General features: G+C 67.6%; 26 protein-coding genes, 1 tRNA gene and 1 other RNA gene. 10 read left to right on the forward strand and 18 right to left on the reverse strand.

Annotated elements, in window-relative coordinates:
- Nucleotides 1-51 precede the first annotated feature (51 nt).
- Nucleotides 52-747: a GNAT family N-acetyltransferase gene (locus tag BMX96_RS17220; RefSeq protein WP_091846606.1), complete on the reverse strand. Its 696-nt coding sequence runs from the start codon at nt 745-747 to the stop codon at nt 52-54.
- A complete protein-coding gene (gene aspS / locus BMX96_RS17225; protein WP_091846607.1) occupies nt 747-2,522 on the reverse strand; it encodes an aspartate--tRNA ligase in 1,776 nt (591 codons plus the stop codon). The genes BMX96_RS17220 and aspS overlap by 1 nt, the downstream gene beginning before the upstream one ends.
- Nucleotides 2,523-2,690: 168 nt before the next feature.
- Between aspS and BMX96_RS17230 the strand changes: the two genes are divergently transcribed.
- The 4 genes from BMX96_RS17230 to BMX96_RS17245 all read left to right on the forward strand — a co-directional run bounded on the left by BMX96_RS17230 (nt 2,691) and on the right by BMX96_RS17245 (nt 9,306).
- Nucleotides 2,691-3,887, forward strand: a complete 1,197-nt coding sequence (locus BMX96_RS17230; RefSeq protein WP_091846608.1) for an SAM-dependent methyltransferase — start codon at nt 2,691-2,693, stop codon at nt 3,885-3,887.
- 91 nt (nt 3,888-3,978) lie between these two features.
- On the forward strand, nt 3,979-5,247 hold the full coding sequence (locus tag BMX96_RS17235) for a glycosyltransferase family 87 protein (protein ID WP_091846609.1): 1,269 nt from the start codon (nt 3,979-3,981) through the stop codon (nt 5,245-5,247).
- Nucleotides 5,248-5,335: 88 nt separating this feature from the next.
- On the forward strand, nt 5,336-8,629 hold the full coding sequence (gene carB, locus BMX96_RS17240; protein WP_091846610.1) for a carbamoyl-phosphate synthase large subunit: 3,294 nt from the start codon (nt 5,336-5,338) through the stop codon (nt 8,627-8,629).
- Nucleotides 8,630-8,715: 86 nt separating this feature from the next.
- Nucleotides 8,716-9,306: a thymidine kinase gene (locus BMX96_RS17245; RefSeq protein ID WP_091846611.1), complete on the forward strand. Its 591-nt coding sequence runs from the start codon at nt 8,716-8,718 to the stop codon at nt 9,304-9,306.
- Here the strand turns inward: BMX96_RS17245 and BMX96_RS17250 are convergent.
- From BMX96_RS17250 to BMX96_RS17295, 10 genes are all read right to left on the reverse strand, one after another.
- The gene (locus tag BMX96_RS17250) at nt 9,303-10,247 is read right to left on the reverse strand and encodes a 2-hydroxyacid dehydrogenase (RefSeq protein WP_236737117.1); all 945 of its coding nucleotides are present in this window, start codon (nt 10,245-10,247) and stop codon (nt 9,303-9,305) included. The two genes, BMX96_RS17245 and BMX96_RS17250, sit on opposite strands and share 4 nt — an antisense overlap.
- Complete coding sequence (locus tag BMX96_RS17255; RefSeq protein WP_091846612.1) at nt 10,244-10,579, reverse strand: tRNA-binding protein; 336 nt, start codon at nt 10,577-10,579, stop codon at nt 10,244-10,246. Before BMX96_RS17255 ends, BMX96_RS17250 begins: the two co-directional genes overlap by 4 nt.
- Nucleotides 10,576-11,379 (reverse strand): pyrroline-5-carboxylate reductase, encoded by an 804-nt coding sequence (gene proC / locus BMX96_RS17260; RefSeq protein WP_091846613.1) that lies wholly within the window; start codon nt 11,377-11,379, stop codon nt 10,576-10,578. The genes BMX96_RS17255 and proC overlap by 4 nt, the downstream gene beginning before the upstream one ends.
- 174 nt (nt 11,380-11,553) lie before the next feature.
- Nucleotides 11,554-12,057, reverse strand: coding sequence for a type III secretion system chaperone family protein (locus tag BMX96_RS17265; RefSeq protein WP_091846614.1), 504 nt, complete (start codon nt 12,055-12,057; stop codon nt 11,554-11,556).
- Nucleotides 12,058-12,255: 198 nt separating this feature from the next.
- Complete coding sequence (recR, locus tag BMX96_RS17270) at nt 12,256-12,855, reverse strand: recombination mediator RecR (protein ID WP_091846615.1); 600 nt, start codon at nt 12,853-12,855, stop codon at nt 12,256-12,258.
- A 4-nt stretch (nt 12,856-12,859) separates the two neighbouring features.
- Nucleotides 12,860-13,204, reverse strand: a complete 345-nt coding sequence (locus tag BMX96_RS17275) for a YbaB/EbfC family nucleoid-associated protein (RefSeq protein WP_073129825.1) — start codon at nt 13,202-13,204, stop codon at nt 12,860-12,862.
- 99 nt (nt 13,205-13,303) lie between these two features.
- Nucleotides 13,304-15,058 (reverse strand): DNA polymerase III subunit gamma/tau, encoded by a 1,755-nt coding sequence (locus tag BMX96_RS17280; RefSeq protein WP_091846616.1) that lies wholly within the window; start codon nt 15,056-15,058, stop codon nt 13,304-13,306.
- 49 nt (nt 15,059-15,107) lie between these two features.
- Nucleotides 15,108-15,491, reverse strand: coding sequence for a YidH family protein (locus tag BMX96_RS17285; RefSeq protein ID WP_091846631.1), 384 nt, complete (start codon nt 15,489-15,491; stop codon nt 15,108-15,110).
- 160 nt (nt 15,492-15,651) lie between these two features.
- An RNA gene (ffs, locus tag BMX96_RS17290) (signal recognition particle sRNA small type) lies at nt 15,652-15,748 on the reverse strand.
- 32 nt (nt 15,749-15,780) lie between these two features.
- Nucleotides 15,781-17,700: a bifunctional metallophosphatase/5'-nucleotidase gene (locus BMX96_RS17295; protein ID WP_214606868.1), complete on the reverse strand. Its 1,920-nt coding sequence runs from the start codon at nt 17,698-17,700 to the stop codon at nt 15,781-15,783.
- 75 nt (nt 17,701-17,775) lie between these two features.
- On the opposite strand from BMX96_RS17295, the gene nudC reads away from it, so the two are divergent.
- Genes nudC through BMX96_RS17310 form a run of 3 tightly spaced genes read left to right on the forward strand, consistent with a single transcriptional unit; the run spans nt 17,776 to nt 19,956 of the window.
- On the forward strand, nt 17,776-18,732 hold the full coding sequence (gene nudC, locus BMX96_RS17300; RefSeq protein WP_091846618.1) for an NAD(+) diphosphatase: 957 nt from the start codon (nt 17,776-17,778) through the stop codon (nt 18,730-18,732).
- 31 nt (nt 18,733-18,763) lie between these two features.
- Nucleotides 18,764-19,225, forward strand: coding sequence for an SRPBCC family protein (locus tag BMX96_RS17305; protein ID WP_091846619.1), 462 nt, complete (start codon nt 18,764-18,766; stop codon nt 19,223-19,225).
- 35 nt (nt 19,226-19,260) lie between these two features.
- Nucleotides 19,261-19,956 (forward strand): CDP-alcohol phosphatidyltransferase family protein, encoded by a 696-nt coding sequence (locus tag BMX96_RS17310; RefSeq protein WP_073129812.1) that lies wholly within the window; start codon nt 19,261-19,263, stop codon nt 19,954-19,956.
- Nucleotides 19,957-19,963: 7 nt separating this feature from the next.
- On the opposite strand, the gene BMX96_RS17315 is transcribed toward BMX96_RS17310, so the two are convergent.
- From BMX96_RS17315 to BMX96_RS17325, 3 genes are read right to left on the reverse strand one after another with little or no spacing between them, the layout of a single operon-like run.
- The gene (locus BMX96_RS17315) at nt 19,964-20,800 is read right to left on the reverse strand and encodes a DMT family transporter (RefSeq protein WP_091846620.1); all 837 of its coding nucleotides are present in this window, start codon (nt 20,798-20,800) and stop codon (nt 19,964-19,966) included.
- Nucleotides 20,797-20,997 carry a DUF3253 domain-containing protein gene (locus BMX96_RS17320; RefSeq protein WP_236737120.1) on the reverse strand — a complete coding sequence of 67 codons (201 nt, stop codon included), beginning with the start codon at nt 20,995-20,997 and terminating at the stop codon, nt 20,797-20,799. Before BMX96_RS17320 ends, BMX96_RS17315 begins: the two co-directional genes overlap by 4 nt.
- 36 nt (nt 20,998-21,033) lie before the next feature.
- Nucleotides 21,034-22,587 (reverse strand): AMP-binding protein, encoded by a 1,554-nt coding sequence (locus BMX96_RS17325; RefSeq protein ID WP_091846622.1) that lies wholly within the window; start codon nt 22,585-22,587, stop codon nt 21,034-21,036.
- 122 nt (nt 22,588-22,709) lie between these two features.
- Here BMX96_RS17325 and BMX96_RS17330 point away from each other — a divergent pair, with 122 nt between their 5' ends.
- Nucleotides 22,710-23,054, forward strand: coding sequence for a DUF3140 domain-containing protein (locus tag BMX96_RS17330; RefSeq protein WP_091846623.1), 345 nt, complete (start codon nt 22,710-22,712; stop codon nt 23,052-23,054).
- Nucleotides 23,055-23,077: 23 nt separating this feature from the next.
- On the opposite strand, the gene BMX96_RS17335 is transcribed toward BMX96_RS17330, so the two are convergent.
- A tRNA-Trp gene (locus BMX96_RS17335) sits at nt 23,078-23,153 on the reverse strand.
- Nucleotides 23,154-23,274: 121 nt separating this feature from the next.
- Here BMX96_RS17335 and BMX96_RS17340 point away from each other — a divergent pair.
- On the forward strand, nt 23,275-23,772 hold the full coding sequence (locus BMX96_RS17340) for a ferritin-like domain-containing protein (RefSeq protein ID WP_091846624.1): 498 nt from the start codon (nt 23,275-23,277) through the stop codon (nt 23,770-23,772).
- Between the two features lie 157 nt (nt 23,773-23,929).
- Nucleotides 23,930-24,196: a hypothetical protein gene (locus BMX96_RS17345; protein ID WP_091846625.1), complete on the forward strand. Its 267-nt coding sequence runs from the start codon at nt 23,930-23,932 to the stop codon at nt 24,194-24,196.
- A 19-nt stretch (nt 24,197-24,215) separates the two neighbouring features.
- Here BMX96_RS17345 and BMX96_RS17350 read toward each other — a convergent pair whose 3' ends face one another.
- Together BMX96_RS17350 and BMX96_RS17355 are read right to left on the reverse strand one after the other, a co-directional pair.
- Nucleotides 24,216-25,184, reverse strand: a complete 969-nt coding sequence (locus tag BMX96_RS17350) for a CorA family divalent cation transporter (RefSeq protein WP_091846626.1) — start codon at nt 25,182-25,184, stop codon at nt 24,216-24,218.
- 242 nt (nt 25,185-25,426) lie between these two features.
- Nucleotides 25,427-25,700 (reverse strand): EF-Tu C-terminal domain-related protein (locus tag BMX96_RS17355; RefSeq protein WP_456238458.1); only part of this gene is annotated, 274 nt, incomplete at its 5' end.

Consider the following 25,700-nt stretch of genomic DNA (forward strand, 5'->3'; position numbering starts at 1 on the left):
GCAACGCGGGGACGGACGGTCTGCTGGCGGCCCCCAAGGTCGCCGAACAGCCTAGCCCAGCGCGGGATCGATGGCCGCGAGACACGGCCGCGTCAGGTCCGACAACCGCTGCTTCTGCCGTCCGTCCGCGTCGAAATTCGCGGGATCGAGCCAGGTGGACCACGCCGTGTCGAGCGTGGCCGCGTCGCCATCTGTGATCGCGAACCAAGCAGTATCGCGGTTCGCGCCCTTCACGACGCCCGCCTGCCGAAACACCCCTTCGAAGCCGAACCCGAATCGCTGGGCCGCACGCCGCGACGCCATGTTGGCGGCGTTGCATTTCCACTCGAACCGGCGATACCCGGCGCCGAACGCCCAGCGCGCCAGCAGGATCACCGCCTCGCTGGCCGCGCGGGTGCGTTGCAGACGTGGTGCGAAGGTCAGCCAGCCGGTCTCGACGCTGCCCGCACCCGGATCGATCCGCAGCAGCGAAAGCGACCCGCCCAGCCGCCCGTCCTCGCCCCGCACGGCGAAATGCAGCGGATCATGGGCGATGCGTGCGGCGTCGAACCACGGCAGGTAGTCGTCCACGGATGGGAACGGCCCGACCGGCAGGTACCGCCACATGGCACCGCCCGCGTCCTCGGCAAAGGCGTCGAACAGCCCGCTCTCGTGGCCCGGCGCGAAGGGCTCGAGCCGGACATAGCGACCGTCCAGCGGCAGGCGGGACGGCAACTGCGGCGGTCGCCAGCCCGCGAGCGGTCCCATCAGCTCTCGGGCGGCAGCACCCGCAGCCGCAGTTCCCGCAGCTGGGCCGCCGTCGGCTCGGACGGGGCGCCCATCATCAGGTCCTGCGCCTGCTGGTTCATCGGGAACATGATGACCTCGCGGATGTTCTGCTCGTCCGCCAGCAGCATGACCATGCGGTCGATCCCGGCGGCACAGCCCCCGTGGGGCGGCGCGCCGTACTGGAACGCGTTGACCATGCCGCCGAAGCGATTGCGCACCTCGGATTCGTCGTAGCCCGCGATCTCGAAGGCCTTGAACATGATCTCGGGGCGGTGGTTCCGGATGGCGCCGGACACCAGTTCGTAGCCGTTGCAGGCCAGGTCGTACTGGTAGCCCATGACCTCGAGCGGATCGCCGTCCAGCGCGTCCATCCCGCCCTGCGGCATCGAGAACGGGTTGTGGCTGAAGTCGATCTTGCCCTCGTCGTCCCGCTCGTACATCGGGAAATCGACGATCCAGCAGAACGCGAAGCGGTCCTTGTCGGTCAGGGCCAGCTCGTCGCCGATAACGGTGCGCGCCCGACCCGCGACACCTTCGAACTCGGACGGCTTGCCGCCCAGGAAGAACGCCGCGTCCCCGGTGCCGAGGCCCAGCTGCTGGCGGATGGCCTCGGTCCGCTCGGGTCCGATGTTCTTGGCCAGCGGACCGGCGGCTTCCATGCCGTCGCTGCCGTCGCGCCAGAAGATATAGCCCATGCCCGGCAGACCCTGCTCCTGCGCGAACTTGTTCATGCGATCGCAGAACTTGCGCGACCCGCCGCCCGGCGCGGGGATGGCGCGGATCTCGGTGCCCTCGTTCTCGAGCAGCTTGGCGAAGATGGCGAAGCCCGAGCCGCGGAAATGGCCGCTGACCACCTGCATCTTGATCGGGTTGCGCAGGTCGGGCTTGTCGGTGCCATACCACAGCGCCGCGTCGCGGAAGCTGATGCGCGGGAAGGCCTCGTCGACCTTGCGGCCACCGCCGAACCGCTCGAAACAGCCGCGGATCACCGGTTCGATCGTGGCGAACACGTCCTCCTGCTCGACGAAGCTCATCTCCATGTCGAGCTGGTAGAAATCGGTTGGCGAGCGGTCGGCGCGCGGGTCCTCGTCGCGGAAGCAGGGCGCGATCTGGAAATACTTGTCGAAGCCCGACACCATGATCAGCTGCTTGAACTGCTGCGGCGCCTGCGGCAGCGCGTAGAACTTGCCCGGATGCAGGCGCGAGGGCACGAGGAAGTCGCGCGCCCCCTCGGGGCTGGAGGCGGTGATGATCGGCGTCTGGTACTCGTTGAAGCCCTGCCCCCACATACGTTCACGCAGGTCGCGCACCACGTCCGAGCGCAGCACCATGTTGTCGTGCAGGCCCTGGCGCCGCAGGTCGAGGAAGCGGTATTTCAGGCGCGTCTCCTCGGGGTAGTCCTGCTCGCCGAAAACCGGCAGCGGCAGCTCGCCCGCGCGGCCCAGGATCTCGATCCCGCGGGCATAGACCTCGATCTCGCCCGTGGGGATCTTGGGGTTCACCAGCGCGGCGTCGCGGGCCTTCACGCTGCCGTCGATGCGGATGCACCACTCGGCGCGGACCTTTTCCATCTCGGCGAACGCGGCCGAGTCTGGGTCGCAGATCACCTGGGTGATGCCGTAGTGGTCGCGCAGGTCGATGAACAGCACGCCGCCATGGTCGCGCACGCGGTGTACCCAGCCGGCAAGCCGGGCTTCGGTGCCCACGTGGCTTTTGTCGAGATCGGCGCAGGTGTGGCTGCGATAGGCGTGCATGAGGTGTCCCCCGGGAAGACTGTCTTGGTGAAACTGCGCGCGATACACCTGCCCCCCGGGCGGAAGTCAAGGGACAGCGAACCCCCGATCCCCGAGCGGGGGGTTGACGCCCGGACAGATTGTCGCAGATTTTTCCCTTGGTGAACGGTGGATTAACGGGACGAGGGCATGTGGGAAACGCTGCTTGAACGGACGGTTCGTGAGATCTTTCATGACGGCACGCTGCGCGTGACGCTGCCGGGGGGCCGGCGTTTTACCGCCGGATCGGGCGCCCCCGAGATCGCGGTGACCCTGACCGATCCCACCCTACCCCGCCGCCTGGTGCTGAACCCCGACCTGGGCCTTGGCGAGGGCTACATGGATGGCGGGCTGGTGATCGAGAACGACGACATCCGCGGCCTGCTGGACATGACCCTGCGCAACTTCGCACAAGGCAACCGGTCGCGCGTGCTCGACCTGCACAACCGACTGCGCCGCCACTCGCGCAGCCTGGGGCAATGGAACCCCATGGACCGTGCGCGCAAGAACGTGGCCCACCACTATGACCTGTCGTCCGATCTATACGACATCTTCCTGGACGACGACCGGCAATACAGCTGTGCCTATTTCCGCGACCCGTCCGATACGCTGGAACAGGCCCAGCTTCAGAAGAAACGCCACATCGCCGCCAAGCTGCTGATCGAACCCGGGATGGAGATCCTCGACATCGGCTGCGGTTGGGGCGGCATGGCGCTGACCCTCGCGCGGGAGTTCGGCGCGCGGGTCCACGGTGTGACCCTGTCCGAGGAACAGCACGCCTACGCCACCCGCCGCGCGGCCGAGGACGGGTTGGACGACCGTGTGACGTTCGAGCTGCGCGATTACCGCACGCTGGACCGGACCTTCGACCGGATCGTGTCGGTCGGCATGTTCGAACATGTGGGCGTGCCCCATTACGACGAGTATTTCCGCCATGTGAACCAGATGCTGCGGCCCGATGGCGTGGCCCTGATCCACACCATCGGGCGGACCAGCCCGCCCGGCGCCACGTCGCCCTTCATCGCGAAGTACATCTTCCCGGGTGGCTATGTCCCCGCCCTGTCCGAGATGTCATCCGCCTTCGAGCGTCAGCGGCTTGAGCTGACCGATCTCGAGATCTGGCGCTATCACTACGCGAAAACGCTCAATCACTGGGATCAGCGCTTCGTGGCCGGCATGGACAAGGCGAAGTCGCTTTACGACGAGCGGTTCTGCCGGATGTGGCGCTATTACCTGATCGCGTCCGAGCTGACCTTCGTGCACGGGCAGCAGGTCGTCTTCCAGGCGCAACTGGCCCACCGGAAGGACGCCGTGCCGATCACGCGCGACTATCTCTACACCGGCTGACGATTGTCCGCGAAATGGCCCCAATCGGGGCCGCGCGCCGCCATTCTGTCGCCACTGCCATCGGCCATCCTCGTATGCAGGGAGGCGCATCATGGCGGACCGCACGCACACCGCGATTCATCTCGTCCTGCTCGCCGGGGTGGCATGGTTGTGCGTGTCGGCCCTCATGATGCCGCCGACCGGCGAGGACCTGCTGGCGCTCTGGCTTGCCGCGACCGCCGTGGCCGAGGGGGCGCCGCAGTTGGTCTACGCGGATGGCGCAGTGTTCACGCTGCGCCCGGATCTCGAATGGGCCGACATGGCCCTCGCCGCGGGATATTCGGGGCCGGTCTTCCCCTACCTCTACCCCCCGCTCTGGGCCGTCCTGATGGCACCAATCACCCAGGCGATGTCTTTCGCCGCGTTCTCCACGATCCTTCACGGGGTCCACGTTGCAATGATCGGCGCGACGGTCTGGCTGGCCTGGCGGGCCACCGGCCGGGTCGTGCCGCTGCCCGTGTTCCTGGCGGCGGGCGTTGGCATCATCCACCTGACCTTCGCCGGGGCCGTGGCGGTGTCGGTGGGGCAGCCCCAGATATGGGTGGCCTTCCTGACGGTCCTGGCGATCGAACGGCTGGGCGCCGGCCGGCAAGCCAGCGCCGGCGCCGCGCTGGCCCTGGCCGCCGCGCTGAAACTGACGCCGGCCGTTTTCGCGGTGGCCTTCGTGGCGCGGGGCGACTGGCGCGCGCTGCTGAGCTTCGCCATCACCGGCGGCGCGCTTGGCGGCCTGTCGATCATGCTGGGCGGACCGGCGCTGCACGCGAATTTCCTGGCGCAGGTCGCGGCGGTGTCGAACACGGTCATCGCCTTGCCGCTGAACTTCTCGCTGGATTCGGCCATCGCCCAGGTCTTTGGGTTGGGTCAGTCGATCCCGAAACTCGGCACGACGGGCCTCGACACGGGCCTTGGCGCCACCGGCATCGCCGAAAAGACCCCGCTCTGGTCCCTGCTCAGCCAGATGGCGCTTCTGGCGGTGCTGGCGGTCTCGGCGCTGGCGTTCCGCCGTTGGAAGGAAGACGTACTGATTTGGCCCGCGATGATCGCCGGCGTGTCGCTCGTGTCTCCGCTGGCCTGGGGTTATCACTTCCTTGCGGCGCTGGCCTTTGCGCCTGCGCTCATGCCGCGCTGGGGCGCGCTGCCGGTGATGGGGCTGTTCGTGCCGCTGACGGTCGGGCTGTTGCGCATCGAACCGCTGGCAGAACCGCTCTTGCGGGCCCTGCCGGTTCTGGGGGCCGCGATCATGGCGCTCTTCGCGCTGGGCTGCGTCGTGCGCCCGGCCGCGCGGCGCTCCGCGCCACGCTCGGGGTCGGCCGTCCTTTGACCTTGCACGTAACGGCCCCGCGACTATAACCCCGGACGATTTGCGCGCCGGGATCTGCCCCGACCGCGACACGCGCCAGGGGACAGCCATGCCGAAAAGAACCGACATCCAGTCCATCATGATCATCGGGGCAGGACCGATCATCATCGGACAGGCCTGCGAATTCGACTATTCTGGCGCGCAAGCCTGCAAGGCGCTACGAGAGGAAGGCTATCGCGTCATCCTGGTGAACTCGAACCCGGCGACGATCATGACCGACCCGGGCCTGGCCGACGCCACCTATATCGAGCCGATCACGCCCGAGATCGTGGCCAAGATCATCGCCAAGGAAAAGCCCGACGCCCTGCTGCCCACCATGGGCGGGCAGACCGGCCTTAACACCGCGCTGAAACTGGAGGAGATGGGCGTGCTGGCCGAACACGGTGTCGAGATGATCGGCGCCCGGCGCGAAGCCATCGAGATGGCCGAGGACCGCAAGCTGTTCCGCGAGGCGATGGAGCGGATCGGCCTGGAAAACCCCGCGGCCACCATCGCGTCGAACATGGACGAATGCATGGCCGCGCTCGAGCATGTGGGCCTGCCCGCCATCATCCGCCCCGCCTACACGCTGGGCGGCACCGGCGGCGGCGTGGCCTATAACCGCGACGACTACGTGCGCATCTGCAAGGGCGGGCTCGACGCCTCGCCCGTCAGCCAGATCCTGATCGACGAAAGCCTGCTGGGCTGGAAGGAATACGAGATGGAAGTCGTGCGCGACCGCGCCGACAACGCCATCATCGTCTGCGCCATCGAGAACGTGGACCCGATGGGGGTGCACACCGGCGACTCGATCACCGTGGCCCCCGCGCTGACGCTCACCGACAAGGAATACCAGATCATGCGCTCGGCCAGCATCGCCGTGCTGCGCGAGATCGGGGTCGAAACCGGCGGGTCGAACGTTCAATGGGCCGTGAACCCCGAGGACGGCCGCATGGTGGTGATCGAGATGAACCCCCGCGTCTCGCGCTCGTCGGCGCTGGCGTCGAAGGCCACCGGCTTCCCCATCGCCAAGATCGCGGCCAAGCTCGCCGTGGGCTACACGCTCGACGAGCTCGACAACGACATCACAGGCGTCACGCCCGCATCGTTCGAGCCGTCGATCGACTACGTCGTCACCAAGATCCCGAAATTCGCCTTCGAGAAGTTCCCGGGCGCCACCCCGGACCTGACCACCGCCATGAAGTCGGTGGGCGAGGCCATGGCCATCGGCCGGAGCTTCCACGAGTCGCTGCAGAAGGCGCTGGCCTCGATGGAGTCGGGGCTGACCGGCCTCGACGAGATCGCCATCGACGGCGCCCCCGACCGCGCCAGTATCACCGCCGCGCTCAGCCAGCAGACGCCCGACCGCATCCGCGTCATCGCCCAGGCCATGCGCCTGGGGCTGAGCGACGACGAGATCCAGGCCGTGACCAAGTTCGACCCGTGGTTCCTGGCCCGCATCCGCGAGATCATCGACGCCGAGGAACGCGTGCGCTCCAACGGCCTGCCGACCGACGAGGATGGCCTGCGCGCCCTGAAGATGATGGGCTTCACCGACGCGCGGCTGGCCAAGCTGACCGGCCGGGACGAGGGCAACGTGCGCCGCGCCCGCCACAACCTTGGCGTCACTGCCGTCTTCAAGCGGATCGACACCTGCGCGGCCGAGTTCGAGGCGCAGACGCCCTACATGTATTCCACCTACGAGTACCCGGTCATGGGTGAGGTCGAATGCGAAAGCCGCCCGACCGACGCCAAGAAGGTGGTGATCCTCGGCGGTGGCCCCAACCGGATCGGCCAGGGGATCGAGTTCGACTACTGCTGCTGTCACGCCTGTTTCGCGCTGACCGATGCCGGGTTCGAGACCATCATGATCAACTGCAACCCCGAGACCGTCAGCACCGACTACGACACCTCCGACCGGCTGTATTTCGAGCCGCTGACGCTGGAACACGTGATGGAGATCCTGCGCGTCGAGCAGTCGAACGGCACGCTGGCGGGTGTGATCGTGCAATACGGCGGCCAGACGCCGCTCAAGCTGGCCAACGCCTTGCAAGAGGCCGGCATCCCCATCCTCGGCACCTCGCCCGACGCCATCGACCTGGCCGAGGACCGCGAGCGGTTCCAGGCGATGCTGAACGAGCTGGGCCTGCGCCAGCCCAAGAACGGCCTTGCCCGTTCGGACGAAGAGGCGATGGCGATGGCGGCCGAGGTCGGCTACCCGCTGGTGATCCGCCCCTCCTACGTGCTGGGCGGCCGCGCGATGGAGATCGTGCGCGACGACGCCCACCTGGCGCGCTACATCCGCGACGCGGTGGACGTGTCGGGCAAGAACCCGGTCCTGCTGGACAGTTATCTGAGCGGCGCGGTCGAAGTCGACGTGGACTGCCTGAGCGACGGCACCGATGTGCACGTGGCCGGCGTCATGCAGCATATCGAGGAGGCGGGCGTGCATTCGGGCGACAGCGCCTGTTCGCTGCCGCCCTACACCCTGAGCGACGACACGATTGCAGAATTGGAACGTCAGACGAAGGCGATGGCCCTGAAACTGGGCGTTGTGGGCCTGATGAATGTTCAATTCGCGATCAAGGACGACGATATCTACGTGCTCGAGGTCAACCCGCGCGCGTCGCGCACGGTCCCCTTCGTGGCGAAGGCGACCGACAGTGCCATCGCGTCGATCGCGGCACGGCTGATGGCCGGTGAAAAGCTGGCGAGCTTCCCCATGCGCGACCCCTACCCCGATGGCGTGCAACCGGGCGAGACCGTGCCCATCGCCGATCCGCTGACGCTGGCCGATCCGGCGATGCCGTGGTTCTCGGTCAAGGAATCTGTGCTGCCCTTCGCACGGTTCCCCGGCGTCGACACGCTGCTCGGACCCGAGATGCGCTCGACCGGCGAGGTCATGGGCTGGGACCGCGACTTCCCCACCGCCTTCCTCAAGGCGCAGATGGGCGCGGGCGTGCACCTGCCGACCGAAGGCGCGGTATTCCTGTCGATCAAGGACACGGACAAGACCGAACAGTTGATCGACACGGCGCGCATCCTGACGGAGCTCGGGCTGACCATCGTCGCCACGCGCGGCACCGCCTCGTTCCTGGATGAGAACGGAATCGCGTCGAAGACCGTGAACAAGGTCTACGAGGGCGGGCGTACGATCGTGGACGTGATGAAGGACGGCGACATCGCGCTGGTCATGAACACGACCGAGGGCGCGCAGGCCGTCGAGGACAGCCGGTCCATGCGCAATGTCGCCCTGATGGATCGCATTCCGTATTTCACCACGCTGGCGGGGTGCCACGCGGCGGCGCAGGCCATGCGCGCCCGGGTCGCGGGCGATATCGAGGTGCGCAGCCTGCAGGGCTGAGATCATCCGGGATGATCTCAACCAGACGATCTTGGATCGTCGCTTGCAGATGATCCGAGATCATCTGACCGCGGGATGGAGGGGATTTGGCCAAGCTATACTTCAACTACTCGACCATGAACGCGGGCAAGTCGACGCTGCTCTTGCAAGCCGCACACAACTACCGCGAGCGGGGGATGGAGACGCGGCTGCTGACCACCGGCACCGACACCAGGGCGGGCCTTGGCCGGATCGGCAGCCGGATCGGCATTTCGGCCGCGGCCGAGACCTGCGGGCCGGACGACGACCTGTTCGCGCGCGCCGAAGCCTGGCTGTCGGAGGCCGAGATTGCCTGCATCTTCGTGGACGAGGCGCAGTTCCTGACGCCCGAACAGGTCTGGCAGCTGGCCTGCGTGGCCGATGACTTGGGCGTGCCGGTCATGTGCTACGGGTTGCGCGTGGATTTCCAGGGGCGGCTCTTCCCGGCCTCGGCCGCGCTCCTGGCCTGGGCCGACGACATGCGCGAAGTGCGCACCATCTGCCATTGCGGACGCAAGGCGACCATGGTGGTCCGCAAGGACGCCGAGGGCCGCGTTCTGACCGAAGGCGCGCAGGTGCAGGTCGGCGGGAACGAAACCTACCTGTCGCTCTGCCGTCGCCACTGGCGCGAGGCGACGGGCGAGACCAGCCCGCTCTAGAGCGCGTGGGGCGGCTCGCGCCCTTCCGCGAAGGCGCGCAGGTCCTCGAGGATCACCTCGCCCATGATCAGCCGCACGTCCATCACCGAGGTTCCCATGTGCGGCAGCAGGGTGACCCGCTCCATGGCCTTCAGCGCGTCCGGCACGTGCGGTTCGTGCTCGTAGACATCCAGCCCCGCACCGGCGATGCCGCCGCGTTCCAACACCTCGACCAGGGCGGACTCTTCCACCACGTCGCCACGGGCGATGTTTACGAGGCAGGCGTCGGGGCGCATGGCGCCCAGCACCTCGGCATCTATCAGGTGATGCGTCTGCGGTGACGCGGGCACGGCCAGCACGAGAATGTCGACGCGGCGCGCCAGGTCCCTCAGGTCCTCGACCTGCGTGGCGGGAACCCCGGGATCGTCGACGCGCGAGCGGTTGTAGAACGAAACCTCCATCCCGAAGCCGTGGTGACAGCGTGCGGCGATGGCCTTGCCGATGCGGCCCATCCCAACGATGCCCAGATGCGCGCCGGTGGCTTTCTCGCCCAGCAGCGCGCCGGGGTGCCAGCCCTCCCACTCGCCGCGACGAAGCAGCCGCTCGCCCTCGCCCGCGCGACGGCGGGTCATCAGGATCAGGGTCATGGCGATATCTGCCGTGCCGTCCGTGACGGCGCCGGGCGTATTCGTGACGGTGATGCCCTTCGCACGCGCCGCCTCGACCGCGATGTGGTTGAAGCCGACGCCGTAATTCGCGATCAGCCGGCAGCGGGGATCGCCCTCGAACGCCGCCTCGGAAAGGTCGTCGCCGATACAGCACAGCATGGCGTCGAACTCGGCCATCCGCTCGCGCGCGGCCTCGGGCGTCAGCGGCCGGTCCACGTGGGTGACGTCGAACAGGGCTTCAAGCTTTGCATGCGTTTCGTCCGGCAGCCATCTGCTAATGAACAGTTTTTTCAAAACATCCGCCCTCCCAGTGGCACACCCCGATCCGGGGCCAGCAACACGACCTCGCCGTCTTCATCCGGCACACCCAGCACCAGGATCTCGGACATGACGGGTCCGATCTGGCGCGGCGGGAAGTTCACGACTGCCATCACCTGCCGACCGACGAGGCCCTCGGGCGTATAGTGGCGGGTAAGCTGCGCCGAGCTCTTGCGTTCGCCCAACGCGCCGAAATCGACCCAAAGCTTGATCGCGGGCTTCCGCGCTTCGGGGAACGGCTCGGCCCGGGTGATACGGCCCACCCGGATGTCGAGCTTCTGGAAATCGGCGAAGCTCGCCTCGGTCATCCCTTCAGCTCGCGCGACCGGTCGGCGGCCGCCTTCACCGTGCGCTCCATCAGGTCGGGCAGCTCGCCCATCAGCACGTCCAGACCCGCCTGCGTGGTCCCGTTGGGCGAGGTCACGTCGACGCGCAGCTGGCCGGGGTCCTTGGGGCTGTTCTCGGCCAGGTGCCCTGCGCCGCCGACAGTCGCCTTGGCCAGCGCCATGGCCAGGTCGGGCGACAGGCCCTGTGCCTCGCCCGCCTTGGCGAGGCTTTCGATCATGTGGAACACGTAGGCCGGGCCGGAGCCGGACACGCCGGTCACGGCATCCATCTGGTCTTCGCTGTCGAGCCGGACGGTCTGGCCCACCGCCTGCAACAGATCCTCGGCCAGCGCCAACGAGGGATCTCCCCGGTCGTTGGCGACCAGCGCCGTGATCCCGCGGCCCACGGCGGCGGGGGTGTTCGGCATGGCGCGGATCACCGGCGTCGCGCCACCCAGCGCATCCTCGAACGCGCTAATCGGGGTGCCCGCCGCCACCGACAGGAAAACGGTTTCACCGTCGCCCAGCGCGCGCATCTGCGGCAGGGCGTCGCCCATCATCTGCGGCTTCACCGCGACCAGGACCATCGCGGGCGCATCGGGAAGATCCTCGTTCAGGTGCAGCCCGTCCAGCGATTGCAACCAGTCCGACGGCTTGGGGTCGATCACCCAGACATCCGAGGGCGACAGGCTGCCCGCCAGCCAGCCTTCCAGCATGGCCGACCCCATCTTGCCGCAGCCCAGCAGAACCAGTCCCCGTTTCTTCAGATCGTCCAGATTCATGGCGGCCCCTTTCCTGTCTGCGGCATTCTGTCATTGCGTGACAGAACATGCCGCGACGGGCAGCGCAATCAACCCCGCGCGCCCGGTCGGGGCAACGGCGGGGCTGTCGATTCGGGGAACAGTCAGGTCGGAACGGGCGCGGCGCCGGCCCCGGCGCCCGCCCGTGTTGGCGGATCAGGCCCGGCCGAACGCCTCGGCGATGGCGATCTGCAGCGCGTCGTCGGGCGCGCGACCGCCCCAGCCCACCAGCTGGAACGCCGGGTAGAACCGCTCGGAGGCGGCGACGGCGGCGCCGATCATGCGGTCGATCTGCTCGGGCGTGGCCGATTGCCCGCCCGACAGGACCAGGCCGTACCGGAAGACCATGAGGCGCGGTTCGCGCCAGTAGGTGAAGGCGCCCGCCCAGATGTTGTCGTTGGCGCCATTCAGCACCTCGTAGATGGCCGGCAGGCGATCCTCGGGCGGCTCCATCTCGAAGGTGCAGATCAGGCGCAGCGTCTCGTCCTGCGGCGACCAGGCCAGCGTCAGCGAATAGCTGCGCCATTGCCCCTGTACCATCATCGCGATCTGGTCATCGGCCACGCGGTCGAATTCCCACTCGTGATATTCGGCAAGATGTTCGACGATATCGATCGGATCCAGCTCGTCGGTCTGGAAATACTGCTCGCTCAGTGCCATGGCGCCCTCATGGTTTTTATGCCGCGGGCCTCTTGCGGGCCGCTTTGGCTGGTGCCTGTGCAAGGACGGTGGATTTTTTTACCTGTCCTTGACAACATGGTGTGGGAAGGGCCGTCACCTGTAAAGGACTAACTGGGGCCTGATTCCACGGTTCTTGTGGATAGGCGGGGAGATTCACCAAGATATGGCCGAATTTCGCTAGATTTGCTTCCGCGCGCGCAGAGCCGCGCCAATCGTGCCGTCGTCGAGGTAGTCCAGCTCGCCGCCGATGGGCACGCCCTGGGCCAGCGACGTGACGGTAACATCGCGTCCTTGCAACTGGTCCGCGATGTAATGGGCAGTCGTCTGCCCGTCGACCGTGGCGTTCAGCGCCAGGATGACCTCGGTCACGCCATCCGCCGCGATGCGGTCCATAAGATGGGGAATGCGCAGATCCTCGGGCCCCACGGCATCCAGCGCCGATAGGGTACCGCCAAGGACGTGATATCGGCCGCGAAAGGCCCCGCCCCGCTCCATCGCCCAAAGATCGGCCACGTCCTCGACCACGCAGATTTCGCCGGTGGTCCGCTTCTCGGACTGGCAGATCGCGCAAAGTTCTTCGGTGCCGATATTGCCGCAGTTGATGCAGGGCCGCACGCGGTCGGCGACCTCGGCCATGCTTTGTGCCAGCGGGCGCATGAGCTGGCCACGCTTCTTGAGGAGGTGGAGCACCGCGCGCCGGGCCGAGCGTGGCCCAAGTCCCGGCAGCCGCGCCATCAGGTCGATCAGCGCCTGAACATCCTCGCCCGCGCCCGCCACGCGATCAGAAGGGCAGCTTCATGCCCGGCGGCAGGCCCAGGCCTTCGGTCAGCTTCTGCATTTCCTGCTGGCTGCGCTCGGAGGCTTTCAGCTGCGCGTCCTTGATGGCGGCGAGGATCAGGTCCTCGACGACCTCTTTCTCGTCGGGATTGAAGATCGACGGGTCGATGTCCAGCGCCGTCAGCTCGCCCTTGGCGGTCGCGGTCGCCTTGACGAGGCCCGCGCCGGATTCACCGGTGATGGTGATGGTGCGAAGCTCTTCCTGCAGGTTTTCCATCTTGCCCTGCATATCCTTGGCGGCGGCCATCATCTTGGCCATGTCGCCCAATCCGCCCATGCCTTTGAACATCCTGTCACTCCTGCCTCGGGATCTTGCGTTCAGACACAGATACGAAGCGTCTTGCCGCATCGCAAGGCATGCGCCGCGCGAAAGCGGGCGCGCGGCCGCTCAATCCTCGGCGAAGGGATCCCATTCGTCCTCGACCTCGGGCAGGGCCTCGGCGGCGGCCTCGGCCGCGATCTGTGCGGCCGACCGGATCTCGAGTATTTTGGCCTCGGGAAAGCGCGCCCGCACGGCCTGCATCAAGGGGTGCGCCTCGGCCCTGGCCTCGAGCTCCAGCCGCTCGCGGTCGCGCTCCTCGGCGATGGTCGGCGCCCCGCCTTCGGCGACGACCGACACCGCCCAACGCGCGCCGGTCCAGGTTTGCAGGCGTTGCGACAGCCGCGCGGCCAGGTCTCGCGGCGCGGCGTCGGTCGGCGCGAACTCGATCCGGCCGGGGCTGTAGCGGACCAGCCTCACGCCGGTTTCGACGTCGATCAGCAGTTTGGCGTCGCGGTTGAAACGGATCAGCGCGACGACCTGTTCGAACGTGGCGAACCGCGCCAGCGCGTCCGTGTCGGCGGCCAGCGCCGTGACGGCGCCGCCGGACCCGCCACCGCCGCGCGGCGCCGATCCGCCAGTCGCGTGCGGCGCCGACGCCGAGGGCCCGGCGGGGGCCGGCGCGGGCGCTGCGGGTCCCGGTGCCGGCGCACCGGCGGGCGGGCCGTCCTGCAACTTCTTCAGCAGGTCCTCGGGCGGCGGCAGGTCGGACACGTGGGTCAGGCGAATGATCGCCATCTCGGCCGCCATCATGGCGTTGGGGGCGGCCGCGACCTCTTCCAGCGCCTTCAGCAGCATCTGCCAGCTGCGGGTGAGCACCCGCATGGACAGGGCTTCGGCCATGCGGCGGCCGCGGTCACGCTCGTCGGGGCCCACGGTCGGGTCCTCGGCCGCGTCCGGCGTGATCTTGATGACGCTGAGCCAATGGGTGATCTCGGCCAGGTCGCGCAGCACGGCCAGCGGGTCGGCCCCGTCGGCGTATTGCCCCGCGATCTCGGCCAGCGCACCGGCCGCGTCGCCGCGCATGATCGTGTCGAAGAGGTCGAGCACCCGGCCCCTGTCGGCCAGCCCCAGCATCGCGCGCACCGCCTCGGCGGTGGTCTCGCCCGCCCCGTGGGAGATCGCCTGGTCCATCAGCGACAGCGCATCGCGCACCGACCCTTCGGCGGCGCGCACGATCAGGCCCAGCGCATCGGCGCCGATCTCGGCCCCCTCACGGTCGGCGATGCCGCGCAGGTGGGCCAGCATGACCTCTGGCTCGATCCGGCGCAGGTCGAACCGCTGACAGCGCGACAGGACGGTGACCGGGACCTTGCGGATCTCGGTCGTGGCGAAGATGAACTTCACGTGGGCGGGCGGCTCTTCCAGCGTCTTCAGCAGCGCGTTGAACGCGCTGTTCGACAGCATGTGAACCTCGTCGATGATGTAGATCTTGTAGCGCGCCGAGGCGGGCGCGTACTGCACCGAGTTCAGCACGTTGTCGCGGATGTCGTTGATGCCGGTCTGCGACGCGCCGTCCATCTCCATCACGTCCACGTGGGTGCCCTTCGCGATGGCGATGCAGGGCTCGCATTGGCCACAAGGGGTGGTGGTCGGCCCGCCCTGCCCCTCGGGACCGATGCAGTTCATGCCCTTGGCGATGATCCGCGCGGTGGTCGTCTTCCCGGTGCCGCGGATGCCCGTCATCATGAAGGCCTGCGCGATGCGGTCCGCCTTGAACGCGTTCTCCAGCGTGCGCACCATCGCATCCTGCCCGATCAGGTCGGCGAAGGTCTGGGGGCGGTATTTGCGGGCAAGCACCTGGTAGGCGGACTGGTCGGTCATGAGCTCTCGGTCGAGTCGGGATGTGAGCCGCCAGCCTAGCGCCCTTGGCCTAGAGCAGCCAGAGCACGACGCATGTGAAAACCGTCCCGGCGCAGAGGACGACGGTCAGGAGGTGCAGGCGCCACACCGGCTGGCAACGGGCATCGCGGGTCGTGAAGTTGTCGTGGTTGATCCGGGCTTCGGACCATCCTGCCAGGAAGATGCAAAGCGCCGCGAAGATGAAAACCGACGCGACCGCTTTCGGCAGCCAGGTAGGCTCGGCCGGGCCGAACACCCCCTGCAATGCGATGGCCACGACCATGGTCGTCAGCCCGGTGCGCACCCAGCCGGCATAGGTCCGCTCGGCTGCCAGAACAGTCCGATCCTCGGCCCAATCCGTCCGGTCCTCGGCCCATTGGGTCCGATCTCGCGCCATCTGGTTCTTTTCGCTCATCGGGATGAAGATAGCGCCGTTTGGACCCGACGCCATGCGGATCGGCGACCTGCGCGACACCGCGGCGCGAAGCCTGCCGATCTTCTCGGCAAGACGGGTCAACCGATTGGATCAAGGGCCAAAAGAACGGCCCGCCCGGCGCACACAGTCAAGAGAGGTGGGTGAGAGGCTGGACAGCGACCCAAGCGGGGCTCGTTGCGGCTGCTTCCTTCCGGATCTGACCGGGTTGGCGAGGCGCCTGCCCGCGCCAGCCTCTCGATCCCGCAGATAACCGTGTGCGCGGGGGAATTCAACCGGCGCCGGCGCCCAGGCGGAACCGGATCATCGGGCCCGCGCCATCGACCTGTGTCACGGGACCGAGATCTTCGATAATGTTCAGGACGTGCGCGGCCTCGGGCGCGGTCGTAAACACGGGCCTCACCGTGGCGGGCCAGCGCAGCGTGAAGCACGGCTGCCACAGGGATTCGTCCACCAGATCCAGCCCGCGTTCGACCAGCGCGGACTGCACGGTGTCGAGTGTGCCGTAGCGGATCTTCTGCTGGCCGCAGCCGGGCCACGCCCGCCCGCCGCAGGCGCGAAAAAACGACATGGCAACAGTATAGAGCCCGTCTGGGTCCAGCGCGCGCCCGTGCACGCGAATATCACGGACCCGTTCCTTGGGACGCTCGCAGGAAAGGTCGAAGGTCACACCGATATCGGGGCTCAAGCTCAGCTCGAGCCCCGGGACCCGGTCATTCACGATTTCCCGTCCGTCGGCATGATCCGGCAGGAACCGGAACCCCGCCGCACTGCGCACCAAGATCGCGCGCAGGTCATCACCGCTGAGCGTCACGGCGCAAATCCGTTCCGCATAGGGATGAAGTCGGGCCATGTGGGCCAACCGCACGTCGCCCGCCGGCAGGTTTGTCCAGGAATCACGTCCCCCCTGCCAGCCAGTGTGGGGCGGCCCCGCCAGCCCGATCAGGTATTCCGGGTCCAGATCGGGCAAAGCTTCGGCCACCACGTCGCGCATGACGCGCGCCACGAGCATGGTGCCCGGATCGCGCCCGAGGCGAGCAAAGTAGGACGTGGCCGGCCGAGGCATCCGACCGAGGATACGACCGGCCGAGGCTTCGGCCCGGGCGTGAGCGTCGGCGGTTGCGGCGTGAACGCGCAATGCGTGCGACACGTCGGTATCGAAGGCGCCACGGGCTGCGTACACCCGGGATCGGTGCCCCAGCACGCGCCAGCCGTTCCCCTCGAATTCCAGCGACAGATCTATGCAGCCCAGATGCCGACCGTAGCACCCCGGCATGATCGCGGGGACCCCGCCGATATCCCCATCCGACGGAGCCTCCTCCGCCGGAAAGACGGCGTGCCGGTGCCCCATGACGATGGCGTCCACACCGTCCAGCGCAGCGATGTCCTCGACCAGATCCGACCGGTTGGACGTGCCGTGGGAGGGGCCTTCGTGACACAGGACCAGGCAAATATCGGCCTCCATGGATCTGAGATCGTCCAAGCCCTGCTTCAGCGCCTCGATCGGCTGCTCCATGAGAAGATCCGCCATGTCCGTGTGGGCATGCCGCAGCTCGGCCACGGTGTGGGGCGGAAGGGCAGACAGGATCCCGATCCGCAGGGGCCGCATCCCCTCGCCGCCCTCGTGCATCGTCCTGGTCACCATCGCCGAGCGAACAACTGACGCGCCAGGTTCATCTGCGATCAGGTTGGTTCCGAGCACCGGAAAATCGGCCTCCCGCAGCGCGGTCCGAAGGCGCCTCAAGCCGAAGTCCATGTCGTGATTTCCCAGGGCGACCGCGTCATATTGCAACGCGTTCATCGCGGCGATGACGGGATTTTCGTATTCGCCCGTTTGCTCCATCGCCAGATCGGCCAGGAACGTTCCGGTCAGGAAATCGCCCGCATCGACCAGGATGCTGGGCCACGGACCCTCGCGCATCGAAGCAATCACGGGTGCCAGGGACGTGAGCCCGCCGGACTCTTTCGCCCGTCCGGCGATATAGTCGAACGCCCGCAAATGGCCGTGCAGGTCGGTGGTGGCCAGAATCCGGAGCTTTGTGGCCCCCCCACCCTTCTGTCGCGACGAATTATCTGTGGAAAACGCATGACCCTGCGAAGACCGGTACATGGAACTCGAAAAATCCCCTTCAAACCGCGTAGTGCGTTGATCCACAACGCGGATCCTTCCTCCTGAGGTTGAAGTGTGCAACCTTTCTGACACACTTGCAATCCTCCTCATGCTTGGCGAAGAGGGCGACGTAGCGTCGCGGGGAAGGTGGCAGCCATGAAACATGCCGAACGGGTGACATTTGGCGGATCACGACTGGATCGCGCAGCGCATCTGCGCAAGGACGTCGCCGCGCTGCGCACGGCCGCCGGTGCGCGCGTGCTGACCTTCTGGCGGGGCAAACCGTTGGTCCGCGGCAACGCCGAAGCGCCAGGGCTGGCCGAAATCCGGCCCGATGCCGCTGCACTGAATGACGCGGGGCAGCTGATCCTGCTGGGGGTCGATGAGAAAGGCCCGATTCTCGCCGCGTCGCTGGACCGCTGGCAGCCGGACGAGATCCCCGAGAGCCTCAACGCATTCCTGGACCCGTCGGTGCAGCGCCACCCGGCCCTGCCCGATGATCACGGCTTCCACGAACTGCGCGCCCTGATGACGCGGCTCACCCCGCGCGAGGCCGAACTGGCGGCGACGGCGCGCGGGCTATTCGAATGGCACCGCATCCACCGTTTCTGCGCGCGTTGCGGGGCCGAAAGCGAAATGGCGCAAGCCGGCTGGCAGCGCGACTGCCCCGCCTGCGGGGCGCATCATTTCCCGCGCTGCGACCCTGTGGCGATCATGCTGATCACCCACGGCAACGACCTGCTGCTGGGCCGCTCGCCGGGCTGGCCGGAGCGGATGTATTCGCTGCTGGCGGGGTTCGTCGAGCCGGGCGAGACCATCGAGGCCGCCGTGCGGCGCGAGACCTTCGAGGAGGCCGGCATACGCGTCGGACCCGTGCGCTATCTCGCCAGCCAGCCCTGGCCCTTCCCGGCATCGCTGATGCTTGGATGCCACGGCACGGCAACCAGCCGCGAGATCCGCATCGATCCGGCCGAGATCGAGGACGCGCTGTGGGTCTCGCGCGAAGAGCTGATGCGCGCCGTCTCGGGCGAGCATCCCGACATCGCGCCCGCGCGGCCCGGCGCCATCGCGCATTTCCTGATCCGTCACTGGTTGGCCGATACGCTGGATTGACGCGCCGCGCGGGCTGGGCAACAAACGCGCCATGAAGATTTCCACCCGCCGCGATGTGGATGTGGCCCCGGACCGGGTCTTTGCCGCACTGACCGATTTCACGCACTTCGAACAGAAGGCGCGGGCCGCCGGCGCGCAGGTCGAACGGACCAACGGCGAAAGCCGCGCCATGGCGGCCTGGCGCGTTCGGTTCGACTATCGCGGCCGGTCCCGAAAGGCGGACCTGCGCGTGGTCACCTACGACCCCGATACCCAGCTGGCGATCAAGGCCGAGCTGGATGGCATACACACCCTGTTCAATGTCGAGGTGATGGAGGTCGCGCCCAACTGCGCGCGGATGTTCGTATCGCTCGATATCCGTCCCACCACCATGAAGGGCCGCCTGCTGGTGCAGTCCCTGAAGCTGGCCAAGACGTCGATGACGCGGCGGCTGGATCGTCGGCTGGACCAGTTCGCGCGCGAGATCGAACGCCGCCCGGCCGGCGGCATCTGATTGCACTTGGCCGCACCATCCGGCAGGAGGCAGCCATGACCCTGCGCATCAAGGCCCTTTTCGTCCACCTGCTGACCGCCAGCGGCGCCGTCTTCGCCATGCTGGCGATGCTGGCCGCGGTGGACCAGAAATGGGACATCATGTGGCTGTGGCTTGTGGTGGCCTTCTTCGTCGACGGCATCGATGGCCCGCTGGCCCGACGCTACGACGTGGGAACGAACGCGCCGCAGCTCGACGGGGTGTTGATGGACCTGATCATCGACTACCTGACCTACGTTTTCATCCCGGCCTACGCGCTGTTCCGGTCGGACCTTCTACCGGGCTGGACGGGCTGGATCGCCATCATCGTCATCACCTACACCTCGGTCATCTACTTCGCCGACACGCGGATGAAGACGCGGGACTACTCGTTCCAGGGCTTCCCGGGCTGCTGGAACATGGCGGTGCTGGTCTTCTTCGCGGTCCAGCCGGAATGGTGGACGATCCTCATCATCACGGTCCTTCTGGCCGCGGCGATGTTCCTGCCGCTGAAATTCGTGCACCCGACCCGCACGCAACGCTGGCGCGTGCTGACGCTGCCGGCCGCACTGGCGTGGACGGTCCTGGCGGGCGTCGCGGCGTGGCAGAACTTCCAGACCTCCGATGCGCTGCACCTGGCGCTGATCGTCCTGTCGATCTACCTGGTCTTCGCCGGGATCGCGCAGCAGTGGATCTACCGCGAAAAGCTCTGACCCTGGGTCAGAGCCGGGTCAGCGCGACGCCCGCCACGATCAGCAGGGCCGACAGCGCCTTGCCCCGGTGCATCCGTTCGCCCAACACCAGCCAGCCGATCAGCACCGCGAAAAGGATCGAGCTTTCCCGCAGCGCTGCCACCAGCGCAATGGGCGCCACGGTCATGGCCCAGACCGCGATGGCATAGGCGCCGTAGGATGCCGCCGCGGCCAGCGCCCCCAGGCCCCAGGCCCGCCTGTCGGCCCGCAACACGCCCCGCCCCCGCAGCGCCAGGCAGACCGGCGTGAACAGCACCATGTCGAGAAAGAACAGCCATGCGACGAAGGTCACCGCATCGCCCGACACCCGCGCGCCCAGCCCGTCGACGATGGAATAGCCCGCCGTCATGGCTGCCGAGCCCAAGGCGAAGGGCAGCAGGCGCACCGCCTCGCCGCCCGAGAACACGCCCCGCGCCATGCCGAGGATCCCCGCGCCCAGCACGGCGATGCCCGCGTATTCCCAACCCGTCAGCGCATCGGTCAGGACCAGCCCGCTCAGCGCCATGACGATCAGCGGCGCGGTGCCGCGCGCGATGGGGTAGACCCGGCTGAGGTCCCCCTGCTCGTAGGCCAGGGCCAGGAACAGCTTGTATCCCGCGTGAAACAGCCCGCTGGCGGCCAGCCACGGCACCACCTCGAGCCCCGGCAGGTCCCGCGTGAGCAGGATCACCAGCCCGGCCAAGCCCTGCACGATGGTGAGGATCAGCATGCCGGTGATCTTGGACGCGCCGAACTTGATCAGGCTGTTCCACGCCGCGTGCAGGAAGGCCGCCGCCATCACGGCGGCGAAGATACCGGCGCTCATTCCGTGATCTGCAAACGGATCGGGCCGCGTGCTGCCACCGGATCGACCGGACGGCCCCGCTGGGTCGCCCGCAGCGGTAGCGTGGCGGCGACGCGGCGCACGTCGTCCATCAGTGGCCGCCAGTCATCCGCAAGCCGGCGCGCGGCCTCGGACGGGCAGAAGGTTTTCTCGGGCCCGCGGCTGCGGGCCAGCGCCATCAACACCTCTGCCACCTCGTCGTCCGATGCCACCTGTCAGGCCAGCCCGTCCCGCAGCACCCGGCGCAGGATCTTGCCCGAGGCGGATTTCGGGATCTCGTCCACCAGCCGCACGTCCCGCGGCACCTTGTAGGACGACAGCCGCCCGGCCAGAAAGGCGGTGACGTCCTCGGCCGACAGCCCTGCACCGTCCTGCGCGACGACGAAGGCGACCGGCACCTCGCCCGACTCGTCGTCGGGCTTGCCCAGCACGGCGCAGTCGGTGATCGCGTCGTGGGCCAGCAACTCGGCCTCGAGCTCGGCGGGCGCGACCTGGAAGCCCTTGACCTTGATCAACTCCTTCACCCGCTCGCGCATGAAGAAATAGCCATCCTCATCCGCAACGGCCAGGTCGCCGGTGCGCAGCCAGCCATCCTCGGTGATGGTGGCGGCGGTCGCCTCGGCGTTGTTCAGGTAGCCCACCATCACCTGCGGCCCGCGCACCCACAGCTCGCCCTCGCCGCCCGGGGCGCAATCCTCGCCCGTTTCGAGATCGACGATCCGGCATTCGGTATTGGCGATCGCCACGCCCGAGGCGCCCGACTTGGGCCGCGCCAGGGGCGTTGCGTGGCTGACGGGCGACAGTTCGGTCATGCCGTAGGCCTGCGTGGTCACCGCGCCCAGCCGCTTGGCCGCCGCGTCGGCCACGTCGCCACCCAGCGGCGCCGCCCCGCTGATGAGCTGCTTGACCGACGACAGGTCATGCTCGTCCACCATCGGGTGCTTGGCCAGCGCGAGCACCACGGGCGGCACGAGGTATAGCTTCTTCACACCGTGCCGCGGGATGAGCTGCAGGAACAGCTCCAGTTCGAATCGCGGCATGGTCACCAGGGCGCCGCCCCCCGCCAAGAAGGCGTTCATCAACACGTTCATCCCGTAGATGTGGAAAAACGGCAGGAAGGCGACCGTGCTTTCGCCCTTCTCGATGGGCAGGGCCGACAGCGTCTGGTCCACGTTGGCGACCATGTTGCGATGGCTGAGCATGACGCCCTTCGGCAGGCCCGTGGTGCCCGAGGAATAGGGCAGCACCACGATGTCCCGCTCCAGGTCCACCGCCACCTGCGCCTCCAGCGGGTCGCCCATGAGCGCGGTCAGCGGCGTCGCCTCGGGCGCCTCGCCGATCACCGCGATCTTGCGGACCTGCGTGCCTTCTGCCGCCGCGCGCGCGGTGTCGAGGAACATGGGCACCGTCACCAGCCAGGTGGCGCCCGAGTCTGTCAGTTGCTTGCGCACCTCGTGGGCGGTGTAGGTCGGGTTGACCGTGGTCACGGTGCCGCCCGCGAAGGCCGTGCCGTGGAAGACCACGGCGTATTCCGGCACGTTGGGCGCCATCAGCGCCAGCACGTCACCGCGCTTCAGCCCCCGTTCGATCAAGCCGCCAGCGAGCCGGCGGACCGCATCCTCTAACCCCGCCGCGGTCAAGCAGCGCCCCGTGGGACCATCGGTGAGAACGACGGCGTCGCCCTGCCCCTTCAGGCCGGCGAACAGGCGTTCCGTGATCGACATCTCGGGGATGGCGATCGTGTCGTGCGGGCTTGTGATGATGGCCATGCGCGTCCTCCCAAACGGCGTTGATCCGTCCGACCCTAACCAAGCCGACGCCAATGACCAGAGCCCGCGCGGAACCCGACGGACACCCGGTCGATTGCCGCTGCAACGAAAGGATACTCGCAATGGCAAAATCGAAAGACGAGATCTGGGACGAATGGCGCGACCGCGTGAACATGGCGCCGCAAGAGCTCGAGGACTGGCTGGAGACCGACGAAAGCAAGTCGGTGGGCGATGACGATGGCGGCGAGTCCACGGGGCACCAGTCGGGCCGGAAGATCGTGAAGATCAAGCGCACCAACAAGGACGACCTGAGCGACGCCCAGTGGGACCACATGCAAAAGGTGGTGGGCTACATCAATCGGCACTGCGCGCAGGTGCCCGACGGCGATGTCGAGGACAGCACGTGGCGCTATTCGCTGATGAACTGGGGGCACGACCCGCTGAAGGACGACGGCTGCGCGTCGTGACGTTCGCGGGTCTTTGGATGGATTGGCAGGGGCAGCAGGGCTCGAACCCGCGACCTACGGTTTTGGAGACCGTCGCTCTACCAGCTGAGCTATACCCCTAGGCCGCGTGTTGCGTATGGCAGGCGCGGGCCCCCGTCAAGGCCGGATCGTGTGGAACAATGGGCCGCTGCGAATGTTGTTTTCGTAACGAATGCTTACTTCGACGGAAGGAGATAACACCATGGCGATGAACAGCCTTAAAGACGTCTATATTGACCAGATCCAGGACCTCTACAGCGCCTGCAAACAGTCGATCGAGGCGACGACCGCCCTTGGTCAGGCCACCGAGGACAAGGAACTCGGCGAAGCCATGGCCGCGGGCAGCGCCGGCATTGCCGACGGCATGCAAAAGCTCGAGCAGATCTGCTCGGATCACGGCGTGAACCCCGATGGCGAATTCTGCAAGGGCATGGAAGGCCTCGTGAAGGAAGTGCATGCCCACGCGCTCGACGAAGAGTTCGGCGATAGCGACGTGCGCGATGCCATGATCATCACCCAGTACCAGCGGATGGTGCATTATGCGCTGGCCGGCTATGGCTGCCTCGTGGCCTTCGCCAACCGGCTGAAGCTGGACGGCGACGCGGCGATCCTGCAGGAATGCCTCGACCAGACCTACGATGGCGACCGGCACATGACCGAGATCGCCACCAAGGGCGGCGTGAACGCCGCCGCGGCCTGATCCCCGATCTTTCCTGCGCGGCCTGACCCGCCGCGCCCGACACACCCCCGCAGTTCTCTGCGGGGGTGTTTTCGTATGGCGCGAAAGCCCGGTCCGTCCGGCCAATCTCCTGCCCCAATCGCGTGCCAGACTGGCCCGGTGCAGAAGGGAGAGTCGGTTGCTCACGCTCGATCTCGAATGGCTGGCATGGCTGCTGGTGGCCTTGCTGGTGGGCGGCCTCGCCTGGCGGGGGCTCGCGCACGTGGTGCAGGTGCGCACGCTTCGCCGGACAAGGACACCCCTGGGCAGCCCCGTCTATAGCTGGAAAACCCCGATGGGCCGCACGCTAAGATCGCACACGCATCCGGGCCTGGGCCAAAGACCGGGTGACAGTTTCGACGGTGGCGACTGGGGGGCGTGCGGGGATGGCGACGGCGGCGACTAGGCCGGGCGCCGGCGACGCGTCAAAGCACGCGGAACAGCCGCAGGACCGCCAGCACCGCCACGGCCATGACCACCATCGACCCGCTGAACACCCAGAAGGCGGGCGGCCATGACGCGCCCGGCATGCCCGCGAGGTTGATTCCCATCAGGCCCGTCATGAAGCCCAAAGGCAGGAACACGGCCGAGATCACCGACAACACGTAGAGATTGCGGTTGAGCCGCTCGTCGCGGGCGCCGTCGATCTCGGCGCGGATGGTGGCCAGCTGTTCGCGCACGGCATCCAGCGTCTCGGTCACGCGGGTCAGCTGGTCGAGCTGTTCGCCCAGCTTCGCGTGATCGGCATCGTCGACCCAGTCCAGTCCAGCCCGCAGGCAGTCGCGCACGGCGTCGCGCTGCGCGGGAAGGAAGCGGCGCAGGTCGGCCACCTCGAGCCGCTGATCGGTCGTCTCGGCGGCGTGGTTGGGCATCGGATCCTGGATGACCGCCGCCTCGAGCGCCTCGCTCCGTGCCTCGAGGTCGGCGACCTGCGCCTCGATCCGGTCGGTCAGCAGCTCGACCAGGTCGGCCAGGAACGCGCCCGCGTCCTCGGGCCCCTGCCCGCGCGCGATGCGATCCGACAGCTCACCCACGGATCGCAGCTTGCGTCGCGACAGCGACACGATCCGGGCCGGGTCGATATAGACGCGCAGCGACACCATGTCCTCGGGGTCGGCGCCTTCGTTCAGGTTGATGCCCCGCAGGATCAGCAGCAGGCCCGCGCCGATCCGCAGCGCGCGCGGTCGGCTCATCGGTTCGGTCAGGGCGGCCCGGATCGACGGGTCGAGATAGTCCAGATGCCGCTCGATCCAGATCGCGGTTTCGGGGCGGTCGAATGACAGGTGAACCCAGGCGCAGCCATCGGCGGCCAGCGCCTCGGAAATGTCCTCGTCGGCGTCGATCGCGGTGCCGTCACCGGCCAGTCGGTGGGCAAGGACGATGTGTCGATCCATGGGCGGGGTCCTTTCCGGTCGCGCGGGCCCGTACCCTCTACCGGCGCGGTCCCTGCGCTTGCAACGATATGCGCGGTGCGCAGGTTCACCGTCGCGGGCCGTTTCGCGTCAGGACGGCGTAGGATGCTCCGACACCGCGCCCGTCGAGATGCAGGAGGGGCAACACGACAAAGGCCCCTCGCGGGGCCTTTGCGTTTTCGGTCTCGGGCCATCCCGGCGTGTTTCGCCGGGATGCGTTCCGATTACTCGATGATCTTCGACACCACGCCGGCGCCGACGGTGCGGCCGCCTTCGCGGATGGCGAAGCGCAGTTTCTCTTCCATGGCGATCGGCGCGATCAGCTCGACGCCGAACTGCACGTTGTCGCCCGGCATGACCATCTCGGTGCCTTCGTTCAGCTGCACCGTGCCGGTCACGTCCGTCGTGCGGAAGTAGAACTGCGGGCGGTAGTTCGCGAAGAACGGCGTGTGGCGGCCGCCCTCTTCCTTGGTCAGGATGTAGGCCTCGGCCTCGAAC

The organism is Palleronia pelagia (assembly GCF_900110115.1).
GTDB classification, from domain to species: Bacteria; Pseudomonadota; Alphaproteobacteria; order Rhodobacterales; family Rhodobacteraceae; genus Palleronia; species Palleronia pelagia.